This is a genomic window from Ralstonia sp. RRA (assembly GCF_037023145.1).
In the GTDB taxonomy this organism is placed as follows: domain Bacteria; phylum Pseudomonadota; class Gammaproteobacteria; order Burkholderiales; family Burkholderiaceae; genus Ralstonia.
Genome location: NZ_CP146092.1, coordinates 1,777,302 through 1,798,621 on the forward strand (window position 1 = coordinate 1,777,302; position 21,320 = coordinate 1,798,621).

General features: G+C 62.1%; 20 protein-coding genes and 2 pseudogenes. 11 read left to right on the plus strand and 11 right to left on the minus strand.

The window, feature by feature from the left end; genetic code table 11:
- Positions 1-149: 149 nt before the first annotated feature.
- From folE to V6657_RS26055, 4 genes are all read right to left on the minus strand, one after another.
- Positions 150-878 carry a GTP cyclohydrolase I gene (folE, locus tag V6657_RS26040; protein WP_048931446.1) on the minus strand — a complete coding sequence of 243 codons (729 nt, stop codon included), beginning with the start codon at positions 876-878 and terminating at the stop codon, positions 150-152.
- Between the two features lie 77 nt (positions 879-955).
- The gene (locus V6657_RS26045; RefSeq protein ID WP_021193746.1) at positions 956-1,930 is read right to left on the minus strand and encodes a MerR family transcriptional regulator; all 975 of its coding nucleotides are present in this window, start codon (positions 1,928-1,930) and stop codon (positions 956-958) included.
- Between the two features lie 371 nt (positions 1,931-2,301).
- Positions 2,302-2,721, minus strand: a complete 420-nt coding sequence (locus V6657_RS26050) for an Hsp20/alpha crystallin family protein (protein ID WP_048931624.1) — start codon at positions 2,719-2,721, stop codon at positions 2,302-2,304.
- A 33-nt stretch (positions 2,722-2,754) separates the two neighbouring features.
- On the minus strand, positions 2,755-3,198 hold the full coding sequence (locus tag V6657_RS26055) for an Hsp20/alpha crystallin family protein (protein WP_048931447.1): 444 nt from the start codon (positions 3,196-3,198) through the stop codon (positions 2,755-2,757).
- A gap of 461 nt (positions 3,199-3,659) precedes the next feature.
- On the opposite strand from V6657_RS26055, the gene V6657_RS26060 reads away from it, so the two are divergent.
- Together V6657_RS26060 and V6657_RS26065 are read left to right on the plus strand one after the other, a co-directional pair.
- On the plus strand, positions 3,660-4,583 hold the full coding sequence (locus V6657_RS26060) for a LysR family transcriptional regulator (protein ID WP_048931448.1): 924 nt from the start codon (positions 3,660-3,662) through the stop codon (positions 4,581-4,583).
- A gap of 141 nt (positions 4,584-4,724) precedes the next feature.
- Positions 4,725-5,450, plus strand: a complete 726-nt coding sequence (locus V6657_RS26065; protein WP_048931449.1) for an alpha/beta hydrolase — start codon at positions 4,725-4,727, stop codon at positions 5,448-5,450.
- Positions 5,451-5,510: 60 nt separating this feature from the next.
- Here V6657_RS26065 and V6657_RS26070 read toward each other — a convergent pair whose 3' ends face one another.
- Positions 5,511-6,422: a LysR family transcriptional regulator gene (locus V6657_RS26070; protein WP_048931450.1), complete on the minus strand. Its 912-nt coding sequence runs from the start codon at positions 6,420-6,422 to the stop codon at positions 5,511-5,513.
- Between the two features lie 110 nt (positions 6,423-6,532).
- Between V6657_RS26070 and V6657_RS26075 the strand changes: the two genes are divergently transcribed.
- Together V6657_RS26075 and V6657_RS26080 are read left to right on the plus strand one after the other, a co-directional pair.
- Complete coding sequence (locus V6657_RS26075; RefSeq protein ID WP_048931451.1) at positions 6,533-7,729, plus strand: alpha-hydroxy acid oxidase; 1,197 nt, start codon at positions 6,533-6,535, stop codon at positions 7,727-7,729.
- A gap of 88 nt (positions 7,730-7,817) precedes the next feature.
- On the plus strand, positions 7,818-9,125 hold the full coding sequence (locus V6657_RS26080; RefSeq protein WP_048931452.1) for an MFS transporter: 1,308 nt from the start codon (positions 7,818-7,820) through the stop codon (positions 9,123-9,125).
- A 76-nt stretch (positions 9,126-9,201) separates the two neighbouring features.
- Here V6657_RS26080 and V6657_RS26085 read toward each other — a convergent pair whose 3' ends face one another.
- Both V6657_RS26085 and V6657_RS26090 read right to left on the minus strand, forming a co-directional pair.
- Complete coding sequence (locus V6657_RS26085) at positions 9,202-11,217, minus strand: ankyrin repeat domain-containing protein (protein ID WP_048931453.1); 2,016 nt, start codon at positions 11,215-11,217, stop codon at positions 9,202-9,204.
- A 207-nt stretch (positions 11,218-11,424) separates the two neighbouring features.
- Positions 11,425-12,000 carry a TetR/AcrR family transcriptional regulator gene (locus V6657_RS26090; protein WP_048931454.1) on the minus strand — a complete coding sequence of 192 codons (576 nt, stop codon included), beginning with the start codon at positions 11,998-12,000 and terminating at the stop codon, positions 11,425-11,427.
- 137 nt (positions 12,001-12,137) lie between these two features.
- Between V6657_RS26090 and V6657_RS26095 the strand changes: the two genes are divergently transcribed.
- Complete coding sequence (locus V6657_RS26095; RefSeq protein ID WP_048931455.1) at positions 12,138-12,704, plus strand: hypothetical protein; 567 nt, start codon at positions 12,138-12,140, stop codon at positions 12,702-12,704.
- Between the two features lie 258 nt (positions 12,705-12,962).
- Here V6657_RS26095 and V6657_RS26100 read toward each other — a convergent pair whose 3' ends face one another.
- Complete coding sequence (locus V6657_RS26100) at positions 12,963-13,910, minus strand: GlxA family transcriptional regulator (protein ID WP_048931456.1); 948 nt, start codon at positions 13,908-13,910, stop codon at positions 12,963-12,965.
- Positions 13,911-14,029: 119 nt separating this feature from the next.
- Here V6657_RS26100 and V6657_RS26105 point away from each other — a divergent pair, with 119 nt between their 5' ends.
- The 6 genes and pseudogenes from V6657_RS26105 (at position 14,030) to V6657_RS26130 (ending at position 19,471) form a co-directional block, all read left to right on the plus strand.
- The gene (locus V6657_RS26105) at positions 14,030-14,821 is read left to right on the plus strand and encodes an SDR family oxidoreductase (RefSeq protein ID WP_048931457.1); all 792 of its coding nucleotides are present in this window, start codon (positions 14,030-14,032) and stop codon (positions 14,819-14,821) included.
- Positions 14,822-15,148: 327 nt separating this feature from the next.
- The gene (locus V6657_RS26110; RefSeq protein WP_048931458.1) at positions 15,149-15,415 is read left to right on the plus strand and encodes a DUF2282 domain-containing protein; all 267 of its coding nucleotides are present in this window, start codon (positions 15,149-15,151) and stop codon (positions 15,413-15,415) included.
- A gap of 14 nt (positions 15,416-15,429) precedes the next feature.
- Positions 15,430-15,609: pseudogene (locus V6657_RS26115) on the plus strand (SDR family oxidoreductase); the annotation flags it as partial.
- 10 nt (positions 15,610-15,619) lie between these two features.
- Complete coding sequence (locus V6657_RS26120) at positions 15,620-16,771, plus strand: patatin-like phospholipase family protein (protein ID WP_082170070.1); 1,152 nt, start codon at positions 15,620-15,622, stop codon at positions 16,769-16,771.
- 25 nt (positions 16,772-16,796) lie between these two features.
- On the plus strand, positions 16,797-17,810 hold the full coding sequence (locus tag V6657_RS26125) for a YeeE/YedE thiosulfate transporter family protein (protein WP_048931459.1): 1,014 nt from the start codon (positions 16,797-16,799) through the stop codon (positions 17,808-17,810).
- Between the two features lie 185 nt (positions 17,811-17,995).
- Positions 17,996-19,471: a tetratricopeptide repeat protein gene (locus V6657_RS26130; RefSeq protein WP_137884616.1), complete on the plus strand. Its 1,476-nt coding sequence runs from the start codon at positions 17,996-17,998 to the stop codon at positions 19,469-19,471.
- A gap of 20 nt (positions 19,472-19,491) precedes the next feature.
- On the opposite strand, the gene V6657_RS26135 is transcribed toward V6657_RS26130, so the two are convergent.
- The 3 genes and pseudogenes from V6657_RS26135 to V6657_RS26145 form a co-directional block, all read right to left on the minus strand.
- On the minus strand, positions 19,492-20,277 hold the full coding sequence (locus V6657_RS26135) for a molybdopterin-dependent oxidoreductase (protein WP_021193730.1): 786 nt from the start codon (positions 20,275-20,277) through the stop codon (positions 19,492-19,494).
- Between the two features lie 13 nt (positions 20,278-20,290).
- Positions 20,291-20,875, minus strand: a pseudogene (locus V6657_RS26140) (cytochrome b/b6 domain-containing protein); the annotation flags it as partial.
- A 193-nt stretch (positions 20,876-21,068) separates the two neighbouring features.
- Positions 21,069-21,317, minus strand: coding sequence for a pentapeptide MXKDX repeat protein (locus V6657_RS26145; protein WP_048931462.1), 249 nt, complete (start codon positions 21,315-21,317; stop codon positions 21,069-21,071).
- Positions 21,318-21,320 lie beyond the last annotated feature (3 nt).

A 21,320-nucleotide genomic window follows, 5' to 3' on the forward strand; every position in this document is an offset into this window, starting at 1 on the left:
AGACGACTTGTCGCGAGCATCGCGGCGCAAGAACGGCACGCCCTTGTTCCACGGGCGACGGGCCCGCAAACGGATGCGGCCAATGACCGCAAGGGGCTGCGCAGGAAAAGGGCGAATCTTCAAGGGAGCCTCTTTGCGTCGTTGAATACTCACCCCTGGCTACGGCCGGGCAGCAGCGCAAGAAATTCGCGCCGCAGGTTCGGGTCTGTCAGAAACACGCCGCGCATCACGCTGCTGACCATGCGCGATTGGTCGTCTTTCGTGCCGCGCCAGTGCATGCAGTAGTGTTCGGCCTCCAGAACCACAGCCAGACCATCGGGCGCCATCCGCTCTTCCAGCAAATCGGCAATCTGTTTGATGGCCTCCTCCTGGATCTGCGGGCGGCTCATGACCCAGTCAATCAGCCGTGCGTACTTGGACAGCCCGATCAGCTGCGAATCTTGACTGGGCATGACGCCGACCCACGCGCGCCCCATCACCGGACACAGATGGTGCGAGCATGCGCTGCGCACCCGCAGCGGCCCCACAACCATCAGTTCATTGAGCCGCTCCACATTCGGAAACGCCGTCACCTCAGGTGCCGCGACATAGCGCCCCGCAAAAACCTCCCGCACGAACATCTTGGCCACACGGCGAGCGGTTTCCCGGGTGTTGTGGTCCTGCTCCACGTCGATGACGAGCGCGCGCAGCACTGCTTGCAGACGCTCCTCGACTTCTGCCTGGAGAAGATCGAGCTCGCCATCGCGCAGGTAATCGGCGATGTTGTCGTTTGCATGAAAGCGATGGCCGGCGCTCATCAATCGCTCCCGAATCCGGACAGAGAGCGGCACGCTACCCACCGCCCCGGCAAGTCCGGGCGGGTCTAAAGTGAGCTTCATTGAATTGCCTCCGAAAGTGGGCGGCGCACTCACCACCCATGCCGGCTCAGGTGGGCTCCTGAGCAACGTATACGTAGCTAACTCGCAGGTGGATGCATCGTTTCCGCACGAATGGCGAACTCCATCGCGTCTTCAAGCATCAGCCGGGCGCGGTTGGCGACATCGCCGAGGTGCCGATGGAGTTGTTCGTCGAGCGAAGACCGCACCGCGCAGCCATCGCTGAAGCGCTCGAATGCATCGAGCTGGCGGATCAGCGCGACAAGGTGGCGGGGGCATTCGCAAGCGATCGTCTGCGACGCGTTGGCAAAAATCTCTAGCTGGCGGTCCGTAAAGCGGCGCGCGTTCCGCCGCAAGGGCTGCAGCTTTGCGTAGACCGCGTCCACACGCACCAGTTGCGACAGTTCCTGCAGGATCTGATCGAGTTCGCTATGTGCGTTTGGCTCTCGATACAGCCGCACGCCTGCGGCACGAAGCATGTCGGTGGAGCGCACCGTGCCGAAGCTATAGATCACGCCAACGGCGCTGGCGCCCGAGCTGCGCGCCGCAGCCAGGATGGCTTCGGCCGTTTCGGGCTGCAACGACGCGGCTTCCACAATCAATGCGTCTGTGTGCGGCGGTGGCTCCAGCGGCGTCTGTCCGTCGATGGCTGGCAGCTCGGTAATCGGATCGAGACCCAGCGACGCAAGGGTGCCTTTCCTGCGCCGCACGCGCTCCGCCAATAGTGAGCCGCAGACGGCAAGCGAAATGACTGCGTGGGCTTGGGGTGGCTGAGGCGCTTCAGCCGCGCTGGATGTTTCGAGCAGTTGCTCAAGCTCGGCGCTGGCAGCATGCGCGATCGCACCGATGGCGTGCCCCTGATTCACAAGAGACCTCAGAAGCGTGAGCCGTTTGACGTCCTCCCCGGAATACAACCGCTGTCCGGACTCCGACTTAGCCGGCGAGATCACGCCGTAGCGCTGTTCCCACACGCGGAGCGTGGATACAGGCATCTTGGCCATGCGGGCGGCGGTTCCGCTGCGATACCGGGGCGTTGCGTTGTCTTCGTGCTGCACACTCGTCTCCTAGCAGTGCCGTGTACTCACTATGAAACGCTGTACAACCGATATCGTCAACGAAATGAAGCGCAAAACGCGGTGACTCAGTGCAGTTGAGTTAGATTTGAGTTGTTATTTCACAGGGCCAATGGCCAGTTGCGGCACGTGCGTTCTGGCCGCGCAACACCCTTGCCATTGCATTGCTGATCATGATGCAGCACGCGCTGACTGCCTTGCGCGGCCCGCCCAGGTGACGCACTCGCCACCAGTGGTGCACCCAGCACCTTCCTCTCCCAGCAACCCAGGCGTAACCGGCATAACCAGCGCATGGAATCAAAAGCAGGCGCGAACGCGCCCGCTTCTGAAAAAAACCACGGCGTGTGATCAGCTCAGCCGACGTGGACCTCGATCCGCCGTGGCTTGGCTTCGTCGCGGCGCGGAATCGTCAGCTTGAGCACACCGTCGCGCAGTTGAGCATCGATGCGCGACGCATCAAAGTCGGGGCTGAGCACAAAGGTGCGCGAGAAATGCGGGTGCCGGACTTCGCCATGCTGCAAACGCAGACCGGGCGGTGTGGGCACCATCAGTTCCGCATCGATCGTGAGCGTGCCGTCTTGTACCCGAATATCCAGCTTCTCGCGCGGTACGCCTGGCAGATCGGCATACACAGTAATCCCCTGCTTGTTCTCAAAGATGTCGACTGGTGGCGCCAGCGGTGTCTGCCTCGTAGCGCCCTGCTCCGCCTGCCGCCGTGAAGCAGCCGCATTGCCCGGCTGCGATTGCGTGGTCAATTGGGTTGTCTCATTCATGATGTGCTCCGTCATTGGTCTGCAAGGCGTGGCTCAGCCTTGCACGGTGATCTGGCGAGGCTTTGACGCCTCAGATTTGCCGACAGTGATCGTTAGACAGCCGTTGACATAGCGTGCATTGACTTTCTCCGGGTCGACGTCCTGTGGCAGTTCGATCACGCGGCGGAAGGGGCCCACGAAGCGCTCGTCTGCGTAGACGCGCGTGTCCTCCGTAAGCTCGACATCGGGCCGCTTGCGCTCACCACTGATGCTCAGCAGCCCCTTGTCGATCGAGACATCGATTTGCGCGGGATCGAGCCCCGGAGCAAATGCGACGATGACGACGGCGTCGTCGGTGCTGCCAATGTTGACAGGAGGGAAGGTGCCAATGCGCGTTGCGCGCAGGCTTGCGGGTCCCCCCGCGAAGAGGCTGGCCATCTGCCGTTGCAGGCGGTCAAATTCGCCCAGCAGATCGGTGCCAAAAAACAGATCGCTCATAACTGGCTCCTAAAGGCGAGCCTGCACGGAGACTGAACCGAACTACGCGCTCCAGTTCATCCATCCGTGGCAGGCCACTGACAAACAAATCGAAACACGCAGCGCGAGAACCGCGACTGCATTGACGAAACCTAAAATAGGGAGGCACGCGGAAATTTCAAGGGGCCCAAAAACACCTCATCTGGAGGCGCCGCGGAGCCCAATTGCTGGGGCCCGACAGACTTACCGCGCTTTCCCTGAGCAAAACGATCCCTTATAAATCAATCAGTTACAAATCCCCTGTCTGACAGACTGAATTTTTCGGATCTGTGCTGCGCGTTGCGAGGAGCTCCAGCTATCGTGACGCCGGTTGCGCCGGGTGCCGCCGATCCCCCCTCCAAGATCCCGATGACTTTGATGCCCCAAAAAAGGCCGCACAAACGCTCCGTGCTTCAAGTGATGAACAACGAGGCAAATACAGCATGAGGCCCCTGGATCTGACCCGTTTCGATCTCAACCTGCTGGTTGTGCTTGAGGCGCTTTGGGCCGAAAGGCACGTCGGCCGCGCGGCAGAAAGATTGCATTTGTCCCAATCCGCAACCAGCCACGCCCTATCGAGGCTGCGCACAGCCTTTGATGATCAGCTTTTCATTCGTAACCCCCGCGGAGTCGTGCCGACGCCACTGACCGTGGAGTTGATGCCGAGAGTGGCGGCGGTGCTGGAGTCGGTCAGGCTCGTGGCCAGCCCTCGTGGCCCGTTCGATCCAGGCCGTTTGCAGGCGACGCTTTCGGTGGCAGCCACCGATCACGCCGTACTGACTGTCATCGCCCCTGCTCTGGCCAAGATCCAGGCTGCCGCACCAGACGCCGTGCTGAAGCTCAGGCCAGCCGATAGCGAATCCGCGCTGCGCATGCTGGACGCCGGCGAACTCGACATCGTGCTGGGGTCGGGCTCCTTTGCCGAGATTCCGCAGCGCTTTGATTGCCAACTGGTCCATAAGGAACGTTTCATCGGCATCGCGCGCAAGGGCCACCCGGCTCTGATCAAGCGCGGCAAGAAGCTGCACATGGACCTGGATGACTTCGCTCGACTGCCCCACATTCTGGTCTCGCCGCGCGGCGACACGCGGGGCGCAGTCGACGATGCGCTGGAGAGCCTCGGCCGTACCCGCAAGGTGAACGCCACCTGCCCCAGCTTTCTGGCGGTTCCGTTCATGGTCGGCGCCTCACAATCGATTGCCGTGGTTGCCGAGCGCATCGCATTGCAAATGCAGGAGACCGCGCAGCTGAGCCTTTTTGAATTGCCCTTGGCGCTCCCCACCTGGGAGGTGCTCGTGATTCGAGCCCGAGGGCGCGCCAACGAGCCCGCCGTTGCGTGGCTGACGAGCATGATGATCGCGGGCTGAACATCGGCAGGGGCTTGCTGCCGTCGGGGCGACGGACCATGCATCTCGTGCATCGACATGATGTGTAGATGCCATTGGATCGATTGCCGCGGTCCTCCTAGAGTTGGGGCATCGTTGATTCAGCCCCACCAGGAGCCCCCCATGAAAGCAGAGCCCACCTTGGTTATGATCCCTTGCTTTGCCGGGGCTCCGTGGCAGCTTGACCAGTTGAGCGGCTTGCAAGGTCGCGCCATGCGCACCTTACGTCTGCCGGACGATGTGTGCGAACTGGAAAGGTTGGCCGACTTCATCCTTGACCAGGTGAAGGACCTCGAGCGCTATGTGCTGGTTGGCGACTCATACGGCGCGGTCTCCTCAATCGTGGTGGCGACGCGGCAGCCGAAAGGCCTTCAGGGCCTGGTGATCTCCGGTGGTTTTGCCAAGAGCCCGATCACGTCGCCCTTGCTCAAGACGCTGGCAGGGCTTGCACCCTTCTTTCCCGGGCCGTTTTACCGGCAGACGACCCTTCGGTTCCATGCAGCGCAGTTGGCTTCGACCTTTGACAAGGAGGGGGAGATTCCTTGGTCTACCGGAAAGAGTCGCGCCTTCTTCATCAAGGAGACGCCCCACAAAGCCTACGTCAACCGCATCCGCTCGATCGAGAAGGCAGACTATACGGCCCAGTTGAAGAGGATCAACGTCCCCACGCTGATCCTGACGCCCGAGGAAGACAAGCTGATCGGCAAAGAAGCCGCGGGGATTCTCCTGAACGACATCAAGGGCGCGCAGGAAGTCGTCATGCCGCGCACCGGCCACATGTTCAGGTTCTCGCATCCTGGCGCCTACTCTCGTGAGATCAGGAAGTTTCTGGAGCGGGTATCGCTTTAAGCGTATGCACGTGGGCATGGATAGCGTTTGCGCTGGCAAGTGGCAGGCGCCATCAGCGCATCACAGGCTCATCGCCCCAGCAAATGCGGGGGCAACGGAAAAGTCCACCTGCGTCTGCGCCAATGGCTGCATGGCCGTGATGAGCGCGCGGGCGTCTCCGCGTCGCCACTGGAAGGCGTAGTGCAACGGCGCCAGTGGGGTACGTGCCCCCACCGCGCGCAAGTTCAGAGCACGCACCCAGTATGCGGGCAGAAAACCCACGCCCACGCCCTGTCGCAACATGCCCGCCACAGCGCCCCAGCTGTTGCATACGATGCGCTCTTGCACCGTGGCACGGTTGGCCAGCAACCAGTCATCTAGCAGCCGTGTGGTGCCGGCTCCGGCGGGCAGTGTGACCAACGGGTGCCGTTGCAGAAGCGCCACCGCGCCCAGGCGGCCCGCGCCTGGCAGGCTGGGTGCAGCGGCCCAGGCAAAGTGCGCAGCACCCACGGGCTGCGACAGCAATTCGCTGCGCGAGGATCGGCCCGCAATCACCGCAAAGTCCAGCTCGCCGTCGGCCAGGCGGCGCTCCAGCACACCGCCCACATCCACGTAGGGCTCCAACCCCAGTTGCGGATGTGCCTGCCGCGCTGCCGCCACAAAGGCGGGCAACCAGGTCAGCGCTGAAAGATCACCCACCCCAAAGCGGCAGTGACCCGTGAGCTCGGCCCGCGCATCCAGTGTCTGGCCGAGCGCCGCCATGGCATTGAGCACACCCAGCGCGGCGGGCAGCAGGCGCTCGCCCGCCTCGGTGAGCGCAGCGCGATGGCCGCTGCGGTCGAACAGCGACTGGCCCAGCGCGGCCTCAAGTTCGGCAATGCGCTTGGAAAGCGACGACACCGACAGGTGTACGCGCTCGGCCGCAGTGGCGAAATTGGCGCAGGTTGCGGCCCACCAGAAGGCTTCGAGCTGCTTGATCGACGGTTGAGACATCGTGATTTCGTTTCATAAAAGCGAACATAGTCATTCTAAATATTTCGCTTTAATTCGCAAAACCGTCGCCCTACAGTGTCGCAGCTTTTTCGAGCAATCCGCATTCCTCCATGGCTTCCTACGCTGAACCTTCATCCGTGGCCCTGCCCGCCGCGCTGCGCAACATGCTGTCGCTGCACGACTTCGAGGCTGCAGCGCGTCGGCGCCTGCCCCGGCCCATTTTTGGCTATATCGCCGGCGCCGCCGAGGACAACGCCTCGCTGCGCGACAACCGGGCGGTGTTTGACGAGTACGCGTTTTCCACCCGTGTGCTGCGCGATGTCTCGAAGCGCTCGCAGGCTGTGGAGCTATTCGGCCAGTGCTACAGCAGCCCGTTCGGCATTGCACCGATGGGTATCAATGCGCTCACCACCTACCGCGGTGATCTGGTTCTGGCACGCGCGGCGCAACAGGCCGGCATCGTGTCGATCATGAGCGGGACATCGCTGATCCCCATGGAAGAGGTGGCACGCGAAAGCCCGGCCACCTGGTTCCAGGCTTACATACCAGGCGACCAGGCGCGTATCGATGCACTGATCGACCGCGTGGAGCGCGCCGGCTTCGGCACGCTGATGGTGACGGTGGACATCCCCATCTCGGCCAACCGGGAGAACAACATCCGCACCGGCTTTTCCACGCCGCTGCGCCCCAGCCTGCGCCTGGCGTGGGACGGCATGGTGCGGCCCAGCTGGGTGATGGGCACCTTCCTGCGCACGCTGCTGCGCCACGGCATGCCGCATTTCGAGAACTCGTTCGCCACGCGCGGGGCGCCCATCATGTCGTCCACCGTGCTGCGCGATTTTTCGGCGCGCGACCATCTGACCTGGCGCCACATCGAAGCCATTCGCCGCCGCTGGAAGGGGCCGCTGGTGGTCAAGGGCCTGCTCAGCGTGGAGGACGCACTGGAGGCCCGACGCGTGGGCGCCGACGGCATCGTGCTGTCCAACCACGGCGGCCGACAACTCGACGGTGCCGCCTCGCCCATGCGCGTGCTTGAAGCCGTGGTGGCTGCCATGGGCCCCGATTACCCGGTGCTCATCGACAGCGGATTCCGGCGCGGCTCAGACGTACTCAAAGCCTTGGCGCTGGGCGCACGCATGGTGCTTGTGGGCCGCCCTTTCAATTACGCCGCTGCCGTGGCGGGCGAGGCCGGCGTGGCCCACGCCATCAGCCTGCTGCGAGACGAGGTCGACCGCAACCTGGCCATGCTGGGCGTAACAGGCTGCGCCGAACTGGGGCCACAGCACATCGTGCGACGCCGCGTCTGAACAGCGCCCCCGAGGCTGTCGACAGATCAGACAACGACCGATCCATTCCGCCCGGAATGATAAAAACACACATTAAAAAAGAGACACCATGAACGCTTTTCGCCCTGAATCACCCGATGACAGCAAGACACGCCTGAGGAAAGTTGCCACCGCCACAATCGTTGGCTCCATGCTGGAGTGGTACGACTTTTACCTGTACGCCACGATGGCGTCGATCGTCTTCAGCAAGATCTTCTTTGATACGTCCAACCCGACCAATGCCACGCTGCAAGCGTTCGCCACCTTCGCGATCGGCTTTGTTGCCCGGCCGATTGGTGGCATTTTCTTCGGCTATTTCGGCGACAAATACGGTCGCAAGAAGATGCTGTTTGTCACGTTCTGCCTGATGGGCTTGTGCACAACGGCGATCGGCCTGATTCCAACGTATGCATCCATCGGTTTCTGGGCGCCGCTACTGCTTGTGCTAATTCGAATCATCCAGGGCTTGGGCGCTGGAGCCGAACTGGCCGGCGCCGCAGTGACTTCATACGAACATGCCGCAGAGAACCGTAAAGGCCGCCAGGGATCATGGCCAGCATTGGGCTTGAACCTGGGGCTGCTGCTTTCGTCGCTGACCGTCTACCTGCTCACGATGGCGGGTGATCGCTTCCTGCTCGCGGGTGGATGGCGTATTCCTTTCCTCCTGAGCTTTGTCCTGGTGCTGGTCGGGATGTGGGTGCGCAAGAGCCTGCCCGAAACACCGGAATACGCTTCCTTTGAAGAGAGCCATCGCCAGGAAAAGCCGATTCGAGATCTGCTGACCTCGCACTTCAAAGGCCTTGGCGTGGTGTTCTTTATCGCCGTTGGATACAACGCCATCAGCTACATCTTCAAGACGTTCTCTCTGGCTTATCTCACCCAGTTCAAGGGGGTATCTGCCAGCGTGACGTCGCTGTCGGTAACGCTGGCCAGCTTGGTCGCCATTGTCACGGTGCCGTTCTTCGGTTGGATGTGCGACAAGTTCAGCAGCAAGAAGGTGCTGATGGTGGGCGGCATGCTGTCGGCGCTGTTTGCCTATCCCTTCCTCTCGCTGCTGGGCACGGGGGCCAGCACGGCGATCTACTGGGCCATGGTGATTGGCACCGGTGTTCTGGCACCGATGATGTTTGCGCCGCAAGGGTCTTTCCTGAGCCGCCAGTTTCCCGTGCAGAACCGTTCGACAGGCGTCGGTTCGGGCCGCGAGATCGGCACCGCCCTGGCGGGCGGGCTGGCACCACTGTGGGCGCTGTCGATGGTTGCACAATCGACAACGCATGCCACAGGTGGCGTCGTCGTGATCCTGGTCTGCTCTGGTCTGATGGTTGCTGTCGCAACGCTGTTCGACCAAGGGCGTCGATTCGGCAGCCACAAGAACTGAGCACAGACGCGCTGGCAGAGGTGTCTTGCACGTGTGAACCGACCTCTGCCAACCCAAGCGGGTTGCATTCCGGCGATCAGCCCTTCTTGCGTTGCGCAGCAAGGCCTTCGCGACAGGCGGCGTAGCCCTGATCCGGCTGACCCGCGCCATGCTGGCTTAGCCAGTCCGCCGCTTTGCTGGCATCGTAACAGCGCGCCAGCGCCAGCAAGCTGAAACCATTGGGATCGGTCAGCTTCAGATTGAGCGCCTTGGGGCCCTGCATCATGGCGTCGAGCATATCGACACGGTCATCCATGATCGCGTAGGTGAACGCAGGAAACCCTTTGGTATCGGGCGCGTTGGGGTCGACACCATAGCGCAGCAGCACCTTGAGCACCGCAACGCTGTTGGGACCTTGATTGCTGAGTGCAATGCCCAGCGGGTCGTACGCACAGTCGGTACATGGTTTGCCGGTTGCGGCATTGTTGTAGTGCTTGAGCATGGCTTCAACCACATCGGGCCTCGGCCCCTCCGGCATCCAGGCAATGTTCAGCCGCAGATAGCGGGTCAGCAGCGCATTGCCGCCAACCGGATACGGCAAGTCAACGCGCAAGCCGTGGTTGAGCATGTCCAGGAATTTGTCTGGCGCACTGCGGGCAAAGAAGGCAAGCGACGCATTGTCACGCTCCACACCCGTGATAAAGCTGCGAGACACGTCCCCGCCATGTTTGAGCAGCGGCTCGACGGCGTTCCAGTCGATCGTCTTGCCATTGCGCAGTTCAGCTTGAACCAGTGGATCCACTACGTCTGCCGGCAGCTTGCCTCCGGCAGACGTGGCACGTTGAAATGCGGTGTCCAGCAAGGTCGCATAAAGCGCTGGCTGCCCACGCGCGCGCAACAGCACCTTCGCATCACGCGGATCAAAACCATGCTTGAGCAGGCGGTTCACACCCACCGCGTTCTTCGTGTCGATGACCGAAAAGAACAGCGTGACAGCATCGCGCGGCTGCACCTTGGCGGCCTTGAAAATTGTCTCGAATACGGCGTCGGCAACCTGCGGCTCGAGTGCCCACGGCAACACAGCATGGGCAACCGTGCCACCGGATACCTGGGCATCCAACGCGCCTAGCGCTTGTAACCCGGCGAGTGCATGGGTCGCCTGCGCTTGCGGCATGGCAAGCGTGTACCGAACCACATCCTTCACGTTCTGGGCATCGTCGGCCGGAGCCTTTGGCAGACGTGGCAGGATATCTTCGTTGAATGCGGCGAAATACTCGGCCTGAAGCGGCACGGGCGGGTCGGTATCGAACAGCGGCGTGTTGCGCATCAACCAGTGGCGTGCGGCCGGCCACCATGTGTCTTTGCCTGCCTCGTCGTGGGGCACCTCCCCCGCCTTGAGCAGGATCTTCGCTTCCGCGAGCGTTGCTGCGCGGTCCTCGTGCAAATCAACGCTGGTGAACGTGTCAAGGCTGAGCAGATTGTCGAGGCGCTGGCCGCAGACCACCTCGGCCTGCCGAATGGCCTCCAGTCCGTCGAAGCGTTTGCGGTAGTCAGCAGCCAAAGCATCGAAGGCGGCCTGGGTGATGGCCGACGGGCGCATACCTGGGCAAACGAAACTCGACGCCTCTTTGCCCGGGATCGCCTTAGGCAGTGGCGGCAGCGGTGCCGGCGACGCGCCTTCGGCCGTCACACGATAAAGATCGCGCCCGTCGACCTGGAAGCCCTGCATGACCAGCATCAGCGCATCCGTACCCATGTGATACGTGCTGAAGTTGCGCCCGGTGATCGACGTGGCCTGGTAGGCCGTGCCCTTCGGGGCTTCGATCAGCAACGCTCCCGCGCCAGCCAGCACGCAACCGTGAGCAAAGGCGATCTCCAACTCCGGCTTGTGGGTCACGTCCACCAATTCGACGGTCTCTGCACTCCAACGGCCGTCGGCCTGTTTGGTGCGTGCAACAAAGCCTTTGTCGTTGTGCTCGATCCGGAAAAATGCGGGGGCTCCCTGCTTGGTGGCGAAATCACCTACCCAGGTTTCGCAGGTGGTGGCCTGGCCGGTCGAGGCAGCGGCCAGGCCGGCTGCCTGCAGCAACCCCAGCGCAAGTGCGGTCGACATCAGGGCGTTGCGTAGCGGGAATCGCTGGCGCCGGATGCCACCGTTGCCCCTCGTGCCAGACGACATGCCTGGTCTGTTGCCGGATGGTGCGGGTACTGCAATGAAGACAGTCATCTGTTTGTCTTGTTAGGTTGCTCTACGACAGAAGACGCGCTCGGGTGCACGGCCTGGATAGACTGCCTCGACGCTAGATACGCAGGCCGCACCTCAGCCTTTCGACTTGGCCGCCATCATGGCATGCGCCTGCTCCATCAACTGCGTGGCCACGATCTCGAAGGGCTCAAGGCTCCGCTCCGCCCGGCTGAGAACAACCGCCCCCTCTACCGAGGCGATCATGACGGTGGCAAAGCGCTTGGCCGCGGCTGCCGGTAACCCACTCCGCCGCAGCAACTGCGCCAGTCGCTCACGCCAGGCGCGGAAAACCGTGGTCGCGTGCGACAACAACTCGGCGGAATCCGTTGCCACAGTCACGGCCAGCACGGCGCACCCCGATTCGCACTGCGACTGGGTCAGCACGAAACGCCAGATGGCGAGAAAGCGCTCGACCACGGCGTCAACCGGCATGCCAGCCGTGCTTTCCAGCGCGTCAACCAGCACAGCGCCTGCGCGGTCGACTGCGGCAGCCATCAACTCGTCCTTGCCGCCCGGGAAATGGTGGTACAGCGAACCGCGCGGCGCCCCCGTGGCTGCCAGTACCTCCGAGAACGACGTCGCGTGCAGGCCCCGTTGTGCCAGCAGGCCCATCGCCCCCTCCACCATGCGCTCTCGCATCTCACCCGCCATGATCGGGCACCTCCATTCTTTCCTGGGTTGACAAGGACTATGAAGACCATCATAGTGAATTCAACTATGACAATCGTCATAGCCACGTGATGCCATCTTCATTCGCCACGCCATCTGTTGAGAAAGGAAGAACCGCCATGACTCTCGAAGACATCCGCAGCGCATTGCTCGGCAACTGGATGAGCATCGCCCCCGAGGTACGCCCTAGCGCGCAGAAGAACCCGGACGGCACGCTCAAACCGTTCTACCTGCGGCGAGACTTCACCGTGCTGCCGGGCGACAGATTCGAGCTGGCCGTCACCAACTTTGTCGATCCGTATGGTCAGGTACCGCTGGCCCGCATCTTCATCCGGGGGCATATGTTCTGGCAGGGGGAGCACCCGATCGCCCCGGGTGCGCAGAAGGTGGATTTCATTGCAGACGAGGCGTACGAGGTGACGCCCCTTCAGCCAGGCTTTGCAGAGGTGCTCAACCAGATCGCTGCGCAGGGCTACGCCAAGTGGGAGTCAGGTCAGACGCAGAGCATCTTCGGCAAGAGCTTCGCGCCTTTTGGGTTGGCTGCGGGAAAGCACTTCATGGAGTACGACCTGGTGTACCTGGCGCACGGCCTGTTGTTCTGGGGTGCGCGCAACGTTGACGGACGCGGGTTCGACACCGAGCAGAACCGGCCGACCAACCTGCAGATACCGCTGGCGCGAAAATAAACAACGTCAGGCGATACAAACCCAAAAAGACTCGGGTGGCATGCCCTTGCACGCCGTTCAAGCCGATCTTGAGCCGAGTCGCCTAGTTGAAGTGAAGATTGATGAAGTGCCGCCTGGCGGATTTGCCATGCAGATGTCGGCGATCTATCCGACGGCATCGCCGCCTGGGCCTGCGGGTCGCTGGCTGATTGAGCGCCTGCGTAGCTGGTCCGCGCGGTAACGTCTGGCGCGCAGACTGAGCGGGCCGATGACATGACCTCAGTCCCCCGTGCGCGCATCGCGCCGCACCGCCTGAGGTGGACGGCCAAATCCACGCATGAACGCCTCACGCATATGGCGGCGATCTCGGAAGCCGGTTTCCCTGGCAATGACATCCAGCGGATGCCGGCCTTGCTCGACCATCAGCCGAGCGGCCTCCAGCCGCAGCCCCTCGATCGCCTTGGCGGGCGACTGCCCCGTTTCCAGCGCAAACACGCGACTGAATTGGCGCGGGCTCAAATGCACGGTCTCGGCCAGTTCTTCCACGGTCAGAGAACGGTGCAAATTCCGACGCGCATAGTTCAGTGCATTCTGGATCCGATCCGACTTTGGCGCGAGATCGAGCATTTCAGAATGCTGCGACTGACCGCCCGCCCGGCGCTGATGCATGACCAGCTTGTGCGCCACAGAGCGGGCCATGTCCGCGCCCAGATCCTTCTCCACCATCGCCAGCGCCAGATCCAGGCCAGCCGTCATGCCGGCAGACGTCCAGATCGGGCCGTCGACGATGTAGATGCGGTCTTCCTCGACGTGGATGTCTGGAAAACGCCTCTGCATTTCCCGCCCATACGCCCAATGCGTGGTGGCGCGACGCTGCGCCAGCAAACCCGCCTCCGCCAGCACGAAGGCGCCGGTGCAAATGCCGGCAACACGCCTGGCACGGCTGGCACCCTTGCGCAGGAACGAGACGACTTCGGCAGGGGCCGGTGAACTGACCGGGTCATTGACGCCAGCGACCATCCACGTGTCGACATCGCCCCTGCCGCGCAAGCTTCGCGTGCCGACCGAGAACCCGAGCGACGAGCGCACCTCTGCGCCGCTGACCGAGAAGTTGCCAAGTACATAGAACGGCTCACCGGCCGCCATGTTGGCGTACTCGAACACGGACTGGCTAGCCAGCGCCATGATCTGAAAGCCATCGCTGATCAGAAAGCCGATTCGGTGCATGTCCGTCCTCCGTCAAGCCGTGTCCTGAATCATGACTATATACGTCATTTCAGCCATGACCAATCGAAGCCAGAATGCACTCACGCATTCATCAACCCGCTTCACAACGGAGTGACGTCATGACCCAAGCACATCAAGGTACGGCCCTGATCACTGGCGCATCGTCGGGCATCGGTGCCGTCTACGCAGACCGCCTCGCCCGCCGGGGCTACGACCTGATCCTGGTCGCACGCAACCGCGACCGGCTGGCCGCACTGGCCGATCGCATCACCAATGACACGCAGCGCAGTGTCGAGATTGTCGATGCCGACCTCAATGACCGCACAGCGCTAGCAGCCGTCGAGGCCAAGCTCAAGCAAGACGCAAGCATCACCCTGCTCGTCAACAACGCAGGCGTGGGGACGCACACGCCGCTGCTCGACAGCGATGTCGATGCAATGACGCGGATGATCGACTTGAACGTGACCGCGCTCACGCGGCTGACGTACGCCGCTGTGCCAGGCTTTGTCGCACGCGGCAAGGGCGCCCTCATCAATATCGCGTCCATCGTCGCCATCCGGCCGGAACAGCTCAACGGCGTCTACGGCGGCAGCAAGGCGTTTGTGCTTGCCTTCAGCCAGTCGTTGCACCATGAACTCGCAGACAAGGGCGTGCAGGTGCAAGCTGTACTACCCGGCGCCACCGCCACCGATTTCTGGCAGATCGGCGGCCTTCCGCTGGAACACCTGCCCAAGGAAATCGTCATGTCGGCAACTGACATGGTCGACGCCGCCTTGGTCGGATTTGACCAGCGCGAACTGGTGACGATCCCGTCATTGCAGCCCCGCGAAGAGTGGGATGCCTATGAAGCCGCGCGGCAGGCGATGTTCTCGCACCTGTCCAGCGCGACTCCTGCAGCCCGGTATGCGTAGGAGACGGCGTTCACTGCCACCAGACATGCGGAGTACTCAGTCGTCGCTTGCCTCTGAAGAGACAAGTCGACGACATCGCATTGCTCGAGCGGCCTCCGGCTGCGGTCAGCGCAATCGCATAAGATGGCCGATTCAAGGCCGCCTTTTTTCAACGGCAACGCCGTTTCTCACCTTCAGAAAAATTTTTTCGTTCTCCGTATCAGGAATCTGTCAGTGCGGCGACCAAGTTGCACGGAACGCGTTTGCGCATTGCCGCAGAGCACCGTACAGCGAGGCAATCACGCCTTTGCTGGTCAAAAGACACCTGCTCAATCAAGGAGAACGCAAATGAAACAACAAGCCATCATCGCCGCCGCCCTGGGTAGCCTGCTCGCACTGGGCGCCCTGTCGACTCCGGTGCAAGCGGCAGACGCCGCCGGTAAGGAAAAATGTTATGGCGTGGCCAAGGCCGGCCAGAACGATTGCGCCAGCCCGGGCAGCGCCCACGCCTGCGCCGGCCAATCGAAGATCGACAAGGACCCGATGTCGTGGAAGTACGTGCCGGCCGGCACCTGCGCGCAGATGGGCGGCACGATGCAAGCGCCGTCCAAGTAACGCGTCTCACCGGTACGGCTAAAGCGCGCGGCATCACCGGGCAGCAGGTTGTCGACGAGGTGTTGCTCAAGGCTCAGCCGTCCAAGAGATTCCTGACCATCGATCAGGTGGCCGCGCTTACGGCGTTTCTCGCAAGGGATGCGGCGGCCTCCATGACGGGCGTGGTGATGCCCATCGACGGCGGTCGGACCGCATGGAGACATCATGGCAACCAAGACAGCTCCCACGGCTCCCGTCGCTCCCGACAATGTGCGGCGGATCGGCGCTCAATCGCCCCTCGGACAAACGGTGCTAGTGCTGCAAGGCGGGGGAGCGCTGGGCGCATACCAAGCGGGCGTGTACCAGGCTATGCACGCGGCGGGTATTGAGCCGGACTGGGTAGTTGGCACATCGATCGGCGCGATCAACGGCGCGATCATCATGGGCAACCCGCCCGAGCGCCGAATGGAGCAGTTGCACACCTTCTGGGAACGTACGGAAATCCAGCAAACGGACTTGCAACGCTATTGGGCAAGCCTACTGGGCAACACGTTCACCAACCTGGGAACGTTCACGCGTGGACTCCCCGCTCTTTTCGCGCCTAACCCTGCTGCGATGTTGGGACAGTTTGCTGCCGTGGGTATCGACCACGCCGCCTACTACACCACGGCGCCGCTGCGCCAAACACTCTTGGACCTGGTGGACTTCGATTACCTCGCTCAGCGCGACCATCGCCTGACGGTAGGGGCGGTCAACGCCAATACGGGCGTGATGCGTTATTTCGACAGCCGCCATGAGCCTCTGCGCGTCGAGCACGTGATGGCCTCCGGTGCTTTGCCTCCTGCGTTTCCTGCTGTGCGCGTGGACGGCGAGCCCTATTGGGACGGCGGCATTTATTCCAACACGCCTGTGGAAGTCGTGCTGGATGACAACCCGCGCCGTGACTCCACCATCTTCGCTATCCAATTGTGGACACCGCACGCCAGTGAACCGCAGAGCTTGGCGCAAATCAGCGAGCGACAGAAGGACATCCAGTTCTCTACCCGCGACACGAGCCACGTGCAGCGTCAACAGCAAATCCACAAGTTGCGTCACATCATTCGCGAGATGAGCAAGCGCGTGCCCCCGCAGCTGCGCGACGACCCCGCCATCCGCGAGCTTGCGGCCTGGGGATGCGGCACAACAATGCACCTGGTGCGCCTGCACGCGCCGCGCCTGCCTGGAGAGGACGCGTCCAAGGACATCGACTTCACCCGCCAGGGCATTCGCACGCGCTGGGAAGCAGGCTACAACGATGCCTGTCGTGCCATCGCTCAACGGCCATGGGCCACTCCAGTGGATCCGACGGACGGCGTGATGATCCACGATATCTCGTGATGTAAAACCAGTGATGAACGGCCTTATGTTGACGACTGCGCTGACATCAGTCTGCCTGCTGAGCGCAGGCGTGATGGGTTACGCCATTCAGCGCGGCGCAACCTGCACAGTCGTCGCGGTGACAGAAATACTCGACACGCGCCGCTTCGGGCGGCTGCTCGCCATGCTGGAGGCGTCTCTATGGGTGCTGGCCGTCATCCTCGGATTGAAAATGCTCGGCCTGCGGATGCCAATGCCTCAAGGATACGCATCGACTGGTTTAACGGTGGCAGGGGCGGCGCTGCTTGGCATCGGCGCGGCGGTGAACCGGGCGTGCGTGTTCGGTGCTATCGCCCGCTTTGGCAACGGCGAGTGGGCCTACATTGCTACGCCCCCGGGATTTCTTGCAGGTTACTGGCTAGCCACACATGTCTTTCCCTTCATGACTAACGCACCTTTGCAGCAAGCCGCGCCAGCGTTATCGCTACCGGCATGGGCTGCTGCAACAGTGATGGCTGTCGTCGCCGCACGTGTTGCCTGGACGGTCTATCGCACATTCATCTGCGGTGCCAAATGTCAGGCTGGCAATGTAGGCAATCGAAAGAGCTCGCCACGGGTCACCTGGGCAGCGCGGGCGTGGCATCCCTACAGTGCCACGCTCGTCATCGGAGTCACTTTCATTGTCCTGCTGACACTGGCTGGCGCCTGGACCTACACCGATACCCTCGCGGATTGGGCGCTCGAGCGCATGAGTGCGGCTGCTCTGCGCGGCCCGCTTTTGCTGGCGCTGTTTGCCGGGGCAGCCCTGGGAGGATGGACGGCAGGCCGCTTTGTACCGACCCGCCCCACAGGGACGGCGATAGGTCGTTGCGCGTTGGGCGGGGCCCTCATGGGCATCGGTAGTTTCTGGATTCCCGGGGGCAACGACGGCTTAATCCTCACTGGCTTGCCGCTGCTGTGGCCGTACGCTTGGATTGCGTTCTGCACCATGTGCGTGGCGATCGCAGCCTATCAGTTGCTGAGCCGACATGTCCGGGAGGGTCAGAACAACCGGCCGTAAGGTTGCCTGGCAGTTCTCGACATCCATCACGAAACCCAGCTCACGCTGGTTTCTCGTGTCGGTCTGCATCGCCGTTGTCCTTGCTGTTCCACCCTTCGCTTCATTTCCGTCCGCTTACGTATGCAAGGAAAGCGCCATGCTGAAGGGCCTAGCTATCACTCCACCCGCTATTGGGCGCATTTTCATTGGCAAAATCGCCCATTCTTTGTCAGGAATCGGCGGCGGCCGCGACCAATGTGCACCACGCCACCATCGACCGCTACGCGGCGGGACGTGGTGAGGTGAGTAGCGCTCTCGATGCCCAACCGCAACCCCCTACATTCATGCAAGATGCCATCACACAGGCGCTGAACGCCGCCCTAGCCCGCCACCGCACGGGAGACCTCGGCGCCGCTGAAACGGCATACCGCACCATCCTCGCGGCACACCACAACGACCCCGATGCCACTTATTTCCTCGGCCTGCTGCTGCACCAGACCGGCCGCAGCGACGACGGCATGGCTCTGGTCGAACGTGCGCTGCACCTGCAGCCGGATCGTCCCGAGCGCTATAACGAACTCGGCAATGCCCGCGTACAGCGGGGCGAATTGACCCAAGCGGCCGAGGCGTTCATCCACGCGCTCGAACTGAAGGCGGACGACAAGCTCATCTGGAACAACCTGGGCGCGACCATGCTGGCGCTGGGCATGGCGGACGACGCGGCGACAGCCTTCCAAAACGCCATCGCCCTCGACGCCGACTTTGCCGACGCGCTGGAACACTATGCCAACCTGCTCAGCGCGCGTGGCCAGACACAGGAAGCCGCCCTTTACCATTGCCGCGCCATACTCGCCCGCCCCGAAATCGACCAGCCGGAACAACTACGCCGTGTAGCGCTTTACCGGCTGGGCCGGCACGCAGAGGCAGCAGAAATCTATCGGCGCTGGCTGGAAAGAGAACCGGACAACCCCATTGCACGCCACTTCCTTGCCGCATGCGCAGGCACCGACACCCCTCCACGCTGCGCCGACGCATTCGTGGAGCAGACGTTCGACGACGCCGCGCCGCAGTTCGATCAGAAACTGACCGGGTTGCGCTACCGCGGTCCGGAATATGTGGGCGATGCCCTGCGTCAGTTGGCCTTGCCGCAGGGCTCACTGGATGTGCTGGACGCCGGCTGCGGCACTGGCCTGTGCGCACCACACCTCGCGCCCGTGGCCCGAACGCTGACCGGGGTCGACCTATCGGCCGGCATGCTGGCTCTGGCGCAAGCTGCCGGGCTGTACCACCAATTGGTCAAGGCCGAACTGGGTGAATATCTCGGCACCCACCCTACCCAATGGGACCTGATCGTCGTGGCAGACACATTGGTCTACTTCGGAGGGCTGGAACACATCGCTAGCGCGATGGCAGCCGCCTTGCGGCCTGCCGGCCATGCGATCCTGACATTCGAGGCGCTGGACACCAGCAGCGACGGAACCGATTACCTGCTGCAGCCCAGCGGCCGCTACGCACACAAGCTGACTTACATCGAACGCTGCCTTGCCGACGCCGGCTTTACCGGAATCACCAGCAGGAGCGCCCCCATTCGTCACGAATTCGATCGCGAGATTGCAGGCTGGGTGGTCGTGGCGGAACTGCCGCGTTGGGACCTTGCCGCACCAGTCGGCACCCGCCCCTGAACTGGACAATTAGAAAGCCTTCACGACCCACCGAACCAGTTGTAGCCTTGGTCAACCCAATAGCCACCCGGAAACGTGTTGGTGACGAAGATCTCCATGATGTGCTTCGGGTTCTTGTAGCCGAGTTTCGTCGGCATGCGCAGCTTCATCGGGAAACCGAATTCGGCAGGCAGCCGCATGCCGTCGTACTCGAACGTCAGAAGCGTCTGCGGATGCAAGGCAGTCGGCATGTCGATGCTCTCGTAGTAATCATCCGCACACTTGAAGCCGACGTACTTGGCGCTCGTATCGGCCCCCACTCGGCGCAGAAACTGGGCAAACGGTGTTCCGCCCCAGCGGCCAATCGCGCTCCATCCTTCAACGCAGATGTGGCGTGTGATCTGTTCGGCGTGCGGCAGCAAATACAGTTCGTCGAGCGTCCAAGTGCGCTTACCTGTGACCAGACCTGACACAGTCAATCGGTATGTCGATGCATCGACGTGCGGCACTTCCTCCATCGAGTAGAACGCGTTGAAGGGAAATGGCCGTGTCAGGTCGGCTTCGGTGTAGGTGGGGGCAAGGCGCTTGGGGTCAAACAGCCAGGCCTGCACACGGTCATTCATGCGCGAGACCTTCAACAGGAAATCATTGACCGAGGCGTCGTCTACGAGGGTGCAGCCGGTGAGCATCGTCAAACCACCAAGCGTGAGAATGCGCCGGTTGAACAGGCGCCGCGATGGCATCTCGAGTTCACGGCGCACGTCGATCTCGAGCGCGCGCCGGTCCAGGCGATAACGGGTGACAGCATTGCGGGGCTTCGATGGCATGGTGACTCTCCTTTCAACGCCCGCGGATCATTGCCAGCAGCGACCGAGGAACGAGCGCCGCCATCGTGACGTGGACCACAAAGAAAAGGACGAGGAACGCCATCGCCCAGAAATGCACGACACGGGCTGTGTCATAGCCGCCCAGCAGTGTGCGCAGCAGCGGGAACTGGACCGATTTCCAGATCGCGAGACCCGACAGCACAAGCAGAATCAGGTCGATGATCGCGGCCAGGTAGGCTGCACGCTGGACCGCGTTGTAGACACTCAGATCGCTGTGACTCAGCTTGCCGTGCAACGCTGCCAAGACATCGCGCAAGAGTGTTCCCGGCGTGACCGGAAAAAATTTCCGGAGGATACGTCCGGTGATGCACGCGAGCGTCAAGTACACCGTGCCGTTGATGAACAGCAGCCACATCGCCGCAAAATGCCATTGCAAGGCACCGCCAAGCCAGCCTCCCAGCGTAATGCCGGCCGGAAACTCGAACCATTCATAGATTGGCGAAGCGTTGTAGATGCGCCAGCCGGACAACACCATCGTGATCGCCGCAAGTGCGTTCAGCCAATGGCTCACGCGCACCCACAGTGGATGAATCAACCGCACCGGAACATCCGGCGCGCGGGGAGCAGCAGGAACCGCTCATCATGCAATCTCCTGAAAGGGACATGGCGGGCTGGTTGACTGGCCAACTGTGCACCGTCCTATCCCGCCTGTGGTGACGCCCTGATGGCAGCGCTCATTCACAGAGGGGCACCGCACCACTTGCTGGTCAAGTGGCGCGGCACTATCACCGTTACTGCTTCATCTCATCCTTTTTCATATCGCCCTTCATCTCGTCCTTCTTCATCTCATCCTTCTTCATCCCCCCCTTCTTCATCTTGTCTTTCTTCATGCCTTCCTTTGCCATCTTGTCGTGCCCCATCGCGTCTTTGGCCATCGGGGCTTCCTCTTTCTTGGGCATGGTGTCGGTCTGGGCGAACACGGCACCGGTGCTAACAAAGGCGAAACCGGTGACACAAGCAGTAATCAGTGCTTTCTTCATGGT

What these genes read in the sequence shown, in the direction of transcription:
- V6657_RS26145 (WP_048931462.1), bottom strand. Translation starts at nt 21,317, where the DNA reads ATGAAGAAAGCACTGATTACTGCTTGTGTCACCGGTTTCGCCTTTGTT.
- V6657_RS26120 (WP_082170070.1), top strand. Translation starts at nt 15,620, where the DNA reads ATGGCAACCAAGACAGCTCCCACGGCTCCCGTCGCTCCCGACAATGTG.
- V6657_RS26105 (WP_048931457.1), top strand. Translation starts at nt 14,030, where the DNA reads ATGACCCAAGCACATCAAGGTACGGCCCTGATCACTGGCGCATCGTCG.
- V6657_RS26070 (WP_048931450.1), bottom strand. Translation starts at nt 6,422, where the DNA reads ATGTCTCAACCGTCGATCAAGCAGCTCGAAGCCTTCTGGTGGGCCGCA.
- V6657_RS26060 (WP_048931448.1), top strand. Translation starts at nt 3,660, where the DNA reads ATGAGGCCCCTGGATCTGACCCGTTTCGATCTCAACCTGCTGGTTGTG.
- V6657_RS26050 (WP_048931624.1), bottom strand. Translation starts at nt 2,721, where the DNA reads ATGAATGAGACAACCCAATTGACCACGCAATCGCAGCCGGGCAATGCG.
- V6657_RS26085 (WP_048931453.1), bottom strand. Translation starts at nt 11,217, where the DNA reads ATGTCGACCGCACTTGCGCTGGGGTTGCTGCAGGCAGCCGGCCTGGCC.
- V6657_RS26125 (WP_048931459.1), top strand. Translation starts at nt 16,797, where the DNA reads ATGTTGACGACTGCGCTGACATCAGTCTGCCTGCTGAGCGCAGGCGTG.
- V6657_RS26090 (WP_048931454.1), bottom strand. Translation starts at nt 12,000, where the DNA reads ATGGCGGGTGAGATGCGAGAGCGCATGGTGGAGGGGGCGATGGGCCTG.
- V6657_RS26110 (WP_048931458.1), top strand. Translation starts at nt 15,149, where the DNA reads ATGAAACAACAAGCCATCATCGCCGCCGCCCTGGGTAGCCTGCTCGCA.
- V6657_RS26080 (WP_048931452.1), top strand. Translation starts at nt 7,818, where the DNA reads ATGAACGCTTTTCGCCCTGAATCACCCGATGACAGCAAGACACGCCTG.
- V6657_RS26100 (WP_048931456.1), bottom strand. Translation starts at nt 13,910, where the DNA reads ATGCACCGAATCGGCTTTCTGATCAGCGATGGCTTTCAGATCATGGCG.
- V6657_RS26075 (WP_048931451.1), top strand. Translation starts at nt 6,533, where the DNA reads ATGGCTTCCTACGCTGAACCTTCATCCGTGGCCCTGCCCGCCGCGCTG.
- folE (WP_048931446.1), bottom strand. Translation starts at nt 878, where the DNA reads ATGAAGCTCACTTTAGACCCGCCCGGACTTGCCGGGGCGGTGGGTAGC.
- V6657_RS26135 (WP_021193730.1), bottom strand. Translation starts at nt 20,277, where the DNA reads ATGCCATCGAAGCCCCGCAATGCTGTCACCCGTTATCGCCTGGACCGG.
- V6657_RS26055 (WP_048931447.1), bottom strand. Translation starts at nt 3,198, where the DNA reads ATGAGCGATCTGTTTTTTGGCACCGATCTGCTGGGCGAATTTGACCGC.
- V6657_RS26095 (WP_048931455.1), top strand. Translation starts at nt 12,138, where the DNA reads ATGACTCTCGAAGACATCCGCAGCGCATTGCTCGGCAACTGGATGAGC.
- V6657_RS26065 (WP_048931449.1), top strand. Translation starts at nt 4,725, where the DNA reads ATGAAAGCAGAGCCCACCTTGGTTATGATCCCTTGCTTTGCCGGGGCT.